The 6,543-nt window shown below is 72.7% G+C and carries 5 protein-coding genes; 4 read left to right on the top strand and 1 reads right to left on the bottom strand.

Annotated elements, in window-relative coordinates:
* The coding region (locus VFW79_RS16475) for a FadR/GntR family transcriptional regulator (RefSeq protein ID WP_329678368.1) at positions 1-449 on the bottom strand (449 nt) is incomplete at its 3' end.
* A gap of 485 nt (positions 450-934) precedes the next feature.
* On the opposite strand from VFW79_RS16475, the gene VFW79_RS16470 reads away from it, so the two are divergent.
* The 4 genes from VFW79_RS16470 to VFW79_RS16455 all read left to right on the top strand — a co-directional run.
* Positions 935-1,999 carry a Gfo/Idh/MocA family oxidoreductase gene (locus tag VFW79_RS16470; RefSeq protein ID WP_329678367.1) on the top strand — a complete coding sequence of 355 codons (1,065 nt, stop codon included), beginning with the start codon at positions 935-937 and terminating at the stop codon, positions 1,997-1,999.
* A 10-nt stretch (positions 2,000-2,009) separates the two neighbouring features.
* Entirely contained in the window at positions 2,010-2,885 is an 876-nt protein-coding gene (locus VFW79_RS16465) for an oxygenase MpaB family protein (RefSeq protein WP_329678366.1), read from the top strand.
* An 82-nt stretch (positions 2,886-2,967) separates the two neighbouring features.
* Complete coding sequence (locus VFW79_RS16460) at positions 2,968-4,908, top strand: acyl-CoA dehydrogenase family protein (protein WP_329678365.1); 1,941 nt, start codon at positions 2,968-2,970, stop codon at positions 4,906-4,908.
* A gap of 90 nt (positions 4,909-4,998) precedes the next feature.
* Positions 4,999-6,543: heavy metal translocating P-type ATPase (locus tag VFW79_RS16455; protein ID WP_329678364.1), on the top strand; the 1,545-nt coding region annotated here is incomplete at its 3' end.

Here is a 6,543-nt window from a genome sequence, read left to right as displayed (position 1 = left end):
TGGAGGTGCTCGTAGATCGCGGCGTGGAAGGCCTGGTCCTCACTGACGAAGACCTCGCCCCGTGACGCCTTCTCCTGCATCGTGTCCGTGAGCGAACGCAGGTTGGCGACGTCCTGAACCGTGAGCTTGGCTGCCGCCTGGGGGAAGAAGCCGACCTCGAGGACCCGGCGGACCTCCAGGAGGGAGCGCAGCGACTGAAGGTCGGGGACGATCCCGATCGTCAGCGTCCGGATGACCGCGCCCATGTCGAACGTGCCGAGCGTCCGGCGGGCGCCCTGGCGACTCTGGACGATCCCGATGACCTCGAGCGCGCCGAGCGCTTCGCGGAGGGCCGGCCGGCCGACCTTGAGCTCCGACGCGAGCTCGAGCTCTGACGGGACGACGTCGCCCGCCCGCAGGCCGGCGGCATGGAAGTACGCGAGGACCCGGTCCTCGAGGGAGCTTGACACAGCTCACCACCTGTCCTACTTCTCCGAGGTCACTCGGCGTTGAGCGACATCCGGAAACGTAGGTTGCAGGCGAAATCGCGTCAAGGATCGCAAGCCCCTGTGGGTTACCTGTCCTACAAGTGAGATCGGACGGGGTCCCCGGGGGTGGACTCGGTCCGGGTCTGGGCGCCGCTCCTGCGGTTGTCCCTGTCCTCCCTCGCGGCGTTCGCGCTGGACGCCGTGGCCCTGCTCGCACTGCACGCCGGCACCGGGAACCTGCTCGCGTCCGTGGTGGGCGCGCGCGTGATCAGCTCGACCGCCAACTTCCTGACGAACCGGCGGCTCGTCTTCGCCCACGGTCAGGACAATCGCCTCGGCCACGGGGCTGCCGCTGCTCGCCGCGAAGGTGCTCACGGAGGCGACACTGGTCGTCGTCAGCTACCAGGTGCAGCGACGCCTCGTGTTCGCCCGAGCGACAGGTGCCGCGACGGGTGCACAGTAGGCGCATGTCGCCTGTGACGTTCTCTCCAGCATCCGCTCCTCGGCGCCCGAGCGAGCTCGTGCCGCTCCGGGTCGCGGTCGTGGGGACGGGTGGGTGGGGGGAGCAGCACGCGCGCGTGTTCGCCGACCGGACCGACACCGTGCTGTGCGGCGTCGTCGGGCGCGACCCCGCGCGGACCGCGGCGCGGGCCGAGGCCTACCGCACGACCCCGTACACGGACGTCGACGCGATGCTCGACGCCGAGCAGCCGGACCTGGTCACCGTCTCGCTGGCGAACGAGGCGCACTTCGCCCCGACGCTCCACCTCATCCGGCGCGGCGTCCCCCTCCTGGTGGAGAAGCCCCTGGTGTTCGACCTCGCCCAGGCTGACACGCTCCTGGCCGAGGCGGCCTCGAGGGACCTGTTCTTCGCCATCGACCTCAACCACCGCTACGCGGAGCCGGTGCAGCGGCTGCGTCGAGCCATCGACGACGGTGAGCTCGGTGACATCGTCTTCGCGACGTGGCGGTTCGGGGGCGAGCCCAACTTCGGCACCTCGCCGCACGCGAACCTCATCGAGACGCAGGTGCACGGCCTCGACATGCTCGAGCACCTGTGCGGACCGATCGCGTCGGTGATGGCGCAGATGTTCGACCGGACCGTGCCGGGGACGTACACGACGCTCGCCGTCGCGCTCGAGTTCGCCAACGGCGCGGTGGGCACGCTGCTCGGCAGCTACGACTCGTCGTACGCCTACCCGGGGACGCACCAGCTGGAGGTCAACGGGACGCGCGGCCGCGGTGTCGTCGAGGACACGGTCAGGCGCCTCGTCCTGTCCCGCGCCGGCGACGAGACCTCTCAGGTGTGGGAGGCGGGCTACTTCAACGACGAGGCCCGCAGCTTCCACTCGACCTTCGACCGGTACGTGGACGCGTTGCTGGCCGCGCTGCGGGCGGGGGAGGAGCCGCCCGTGCATGCCCGCGCCGGACGGCGCGCGCTCGAGCTCGCCGACGCGATCGTCCGTTCGGCCGCGACGGGCACCCGGGTCGCGAGCTGGCCCTCCTCGGGTCCGTCCCAGCCGGCCGTGTGACGATCAGGGGGTGAGTCTTCTCGCGCAGCCCCGAGCCGCCCTCGCGCACGCCCTCCTGAGCCGCGTCGCGGGCCCCGAGGCCGACGCCGCCCGCGACCAGATCCATCGGACGCCCGGGCCGCGCTGGTTCGATCCCGAGAGCCCGATCGGACGCGTGCACGGCGACGCGTCGATGTTTGTCGGCGGCGTGCGGGCGCTGCTGCTGCAGTCGCTGCACCCGCAGGTGATGCAGGCCGTCGCCGACCACTCCGGATACCGGTCGAACCCGTGGGGCCGGCTTCAGAACACCGCGACGTTCATCGCGACGACGACCTTCGGGACCGTCGAGGCCGCGGAGCGCGCGGTGCGCATCGTGCGTGCGGTGCACAAGCGCGTGGTCGGCGAGACACCGAGCGGCGTGGCGTACGCGGCGTCCGACGCCCACCTGCTCACCTGGGTGCACGTCGTCGAGGCGGAGAGCTTCCTGCTCGCCCACCAGATCTTCGGCCGCCGCCCGCTCGACCGGGCGGGCTGCGACGAGTACGTGGCGCAGGCGGCCGTCGTCGCGCGCGCGCTGGGCGCCGAGGACCTGCCGACGACGCTCGCGGAGCTGCGCGCGAGCCTGGCGGGGTTCCGCCCCGAGCTCGCGAGCACCGAGCCCGCGCGAGACGTGGCGCGGTTCCTCCTGCTCACCCCGCCGCTGCCCTGGCTGGCCCGGCCGGGGTACGGCCTGATCGCCGCGGCGGGGGTCGGTCTGCTGCCTGTGTGGGCCCGGCGTGAGCTCGCACTGCCGGCAGTCCCCGCGCTCGACCCGGTGCTGCGCGCTGGGGGGAAAGCCGTCACCTCGACGATCCGCTGGGCGCTCGACCCCCTCGACCCGGTCCGCGCGGTCGTGCCTGCGGCGTAGAGCAGGCCGTCGAAGCCGCCCGCGCGTAGCATCGACCGCACGCGACGGGCCTGCGACCGGCGGGCCTCGCGAAGGGGTCCCGATGAGCGCACAGCCCGTACAGACCACGACGCACGACGTGAGCGAGCGCACCGCGCGCGCGGTCGCGGAGGCGGCACGCGAGACCGAGTGGGTCCGCCCCAGCTTCGCCAAGGGGTTGTACCTCGGCGCGTTCGACCTCTCTCTGATCCATCCGTACCCCGGGACGAACCCGAAGGACGCGGCGCGCGGGGATGCGTTCCTCGCGGAGCTGACCGCGTACTGCGTGACGCTCGACGGCGCGCGGATCGAGCGCGACGACCGGATCCCCGACGAGTACATCAAGGGCCTGACGACGCTGGGCGCGTTCGGGATCAAGATCCCCCGCGAGTACGGCGGACTCGGGCTGCCGCTCGTCTACTACGGCCGGGCGCTCATGATCCTCAGCACGGTGCACCCGAGCATCGGCGCGCTGATCTCCGCGCACCAGTCCATCGGGGTGCCCGAGCCGGTGCGGATGTTCGGCTCCGAGGAGCAGAAGCGGGAGTTCCTGCCGCGGTGCGCGGCGGGTGCCATCTCGGCGTTCCTGCTCACCGAGCCCGACGTCGGCTCGGACCCCGCGCGCATGGGCTCGACGGCGACGCCCGTCGACGACGGCTCGGCCTATCTGCTCGACGGCGTGAAGCTGTGGACCACGAACGGGCCCATCGCCGAGCTGCTCGTGGTCATGGCCACGGTGGCGCCGCACGACGGGCATCGCGGAGGCATCACCGCGTTCGTCGTGGAGGCGGGCTCACCCGGCATCGCCGTGGAGAACCGCAACGCGTTCATGGGCCTGCGGGGGATGGAGAACGGCGTCACGCGGTTCGACCAGGTGCGGGTCCCGGTCGGGAACCGGCTCGGCGCGGAGGGGCAGGGGCTCAAGATCGCGCTGACGACGCTCAACAGCGGTCGGCTCTCCATCCCGGCGATCTGCGCAGGAGCGGCCAAGTGGTCGCTGAAGATCGCGCGCGAGTGGTCGACCGAGCGGGTCCAGTGGGGCAAGGCGGTCGGCCGGCACGAGGCGGTCGGCAAGAAGGTCGCCTTCATCGCCGCGACCACGTTCGCGATCGAGTCGGTGTTCGAGCTCTCTGCGGCCATGGCCGACGCCGGCCTCAAGGACATCCGGATCGAGGCGGCGTTGGCCAAGCTGTGGGCGAGCGAGATGGGCTACGTCGTGGCGGACGAGCTCGTGCAGATCCGTGGCGGGCGCGGCTACGAGACGGCCGACTCGCTCGCTGCCCGCGGTGAGCGGGCCGTCCCGGTCGAGCGACTCCTGCGCGACATGCGCATCAACCGGATCTTCGAGGGGTCCTCGGAGATCATGCGTCTCCTGATCGCCCGCGAGGCCGTCGACGCGCACCTCGCTGCGGCGGGCGACCTGGCGTCGGCGGACTCGAGCCTCGGCGCCAAGGCGAGGGCGGCCGTGCACGCGAGCGGGTTCTACGCGCGCTGGCTGCCGCAGCTGGTCGTCGGCACGGGGTCGTTGCCCGGCGCCTACCCCGAGTTCGGGCGACTGGCACGGCACCTGCGTTACGTCGAACGCTCGTCGCGCGCGCTGGCCCGGCGCACGTTCGCCGCGATGGCGCGGTGGCAGACCGGCCTCGAGCAGAAGCAGGCGCTGCTGGGACGCATCGTCGACATCGGGGCCGAGCTCTTCGCGATGGCTGCGGTCTGCACGCGCGCCGAGTCCCTGCGCGCGCAGGACGCGTCGGTCGGCGCGAGCGCGTACGGACTGGCGGACGCGTTCTGCGCTCAGTCGAGGGTGCGGGTCGACGAGCTCTTCCGGCAGCTGCGCCGCAGCACCGACGCGGGAGACCGTGCCTTGGCCCTCGCCGTGCTGGAGGGCAAGGTGCGGTGGCTCGAGCGCGGGGTGCTCGACCCGTCCGAGGGCACCGGCCCGTGGATCTCGCCCGCGCCGACCGGTCCGTCGACCAAGGTGAACGTGCGCCGCACCTACCGGTGAGGACGTGCGCCGGCTCGCCCGGGCTCGGTCGAGCGATCTCGGGACGTTCGGTCCGTTCCGGCGGGCGGTAGGCGTCCGGAGGATGGTCGTATGACGTGGTGGCGTGATCGGGTCGAGCTGCTGCTGTTCGTCGCGTCCACCGTGCTGCTCGCGGCCGGCGGAGCGGCCTGGCTGGCGCACGCGACCGCGGCGGCGGACGCGGCGTGGATCGGCGGCACGCTGCTCGGTCTCGTCTTCTCGATCGCGTGGACCGTCAGCGCCGTGCGCCGACACCAACCGAGCGTCGACGTCATCGCGCTGCTCGCGCTGGCCGGTGCCCTCTGGGTGAAGGAGCCGTTCGCGGGCGCCATGATCACGGTCATGCTGGCCACAGGCCAGCTGCTCGACGCGCGGGCGTCTGCGCGGGCCCGCCGCGAGCTGAGCCTGCTGGTCGAACGGGCCCCGCGCAGCGCCCGTCGTCGTGTCGCTGGTGGTGTCATCGACGTGCCCGTCGACGACGTCGCCCGGGGTGACCTGCTCCTGGTGGGCACAGGGGAGGTCGTCCCGGTCGACGGCCGGCTCGTGTCGGGCGCTGTCCTGGACGAGGCCGCGCTCACTGGTGAGTCGCTGCCGGTTGAGCGGCTCGCCGGCGACGTCGTGCGCAGCGGGGTCGTCAACGCGGGTCCTCCGCTCGACCTCATGGCCACCGCGGTCGCGGCGGAGTCCACCTACGCCGGCGTGGTGCGTCTCGTCGAGCAGGCGCAGGCGTCGTCTGCGCCGTTCGTCCGTGCGGCCGACCGCATCGCTGTCGTGTTCGTCCCGCTCACCCTGCTGCTGGCCGGTGCCGCGTGGGCGTTGAGCGCGGACCCGGTCCGCGCGGTCGCTGTGCTGGTGGTGGCGACGCCGTGCCCGTTGCTGCTCGCGGCGCCCATCGCCATCGTGTCCGGGCTGTCCCGCGCGGCCCATATCGGAGTGGTCATCAAGGGCGGTGGCGCGCTCGAGCGTCTGGCCGCGGGCCGCGTGATGCTGTTCGACAAGACGGGCACGCTGACCCAGGGTCAGCCGGCACTCGCCGACGTGGTCACCGCGAGCGACCATGTCGACGCCGACGAGCTGCTGCGCCTCGCCGCCTCGCTCGACCAGGTCTCGCCGCACGTCCTCGCCAGCTCGATCGTCACCGCCGCAACCCGCCGCGAGCTCGCTCTGGAGATGCCCGACGACGTGCACGAAGAGCACGGGTACGGCCTGCGCGGCCGGGTCGGCGGCCACGACGTGCGGCTCGGCAAGGCCACGTGGATCGTCGGCGACACGCCGGGCGCATGGGTGCGCCAGGTGCGCCGACGTGCGGACCTCGACGGCTCCCTCACCGTGTTCATCGCGGTCGACGGCGTGCCCGCGGGTGCCTTCCTGCTCGAGGACCCGATCCGGCCCGACGCGCCGCGGATGGTCCGCGCGCTGCGCGACGTCGGTGTCAGCCGCGTGGTCCTGGTCACGGGCGACCGGGCCGACATCGCCGACACCGTGGGTCGGATCGTCGGGGTCGACACCGTGCTGGCCGACTGCGACCCGGTCGACAAGCTCGCCGCCATCCGGACCGAGGGTGAGCACGCCGCGACGATCATGGTCGGCGACGGCGTGAACGACGCCCCCGCGCTC

The sequence above is a fragment of the Cellulomonas sp. genome, from assembly GCF_036279715.1.
Lineage (GTDB): Bacteria > Actinomycetota > Actinomycetes > Actinomycetales > Cellulomonadaceae > Cellulomonas_A.
Note: the sequence above shows the minus strand (reverse complement) of the source record. Positions and strands in the feature narration are given on the sequence as shown.

What these genes read in the sequence shown, in the direction of transcription:
- VFW79_RS16460 (WP_329678365.1), top strand. Translation starts at nt 2,968, where the DNA reads ATGAGCGCACAGCCCGTACAGACCACGACGCACGACGTGAGCGAGCGC.
- VFW79_RS16470 (WP_329678367.1), top strand. Translation starts at nt 935, where the DNA reads ATGTCGCCTGTGACGTTCTCTCCAGCATCCGCTCCTCGGCGCCCGAGC.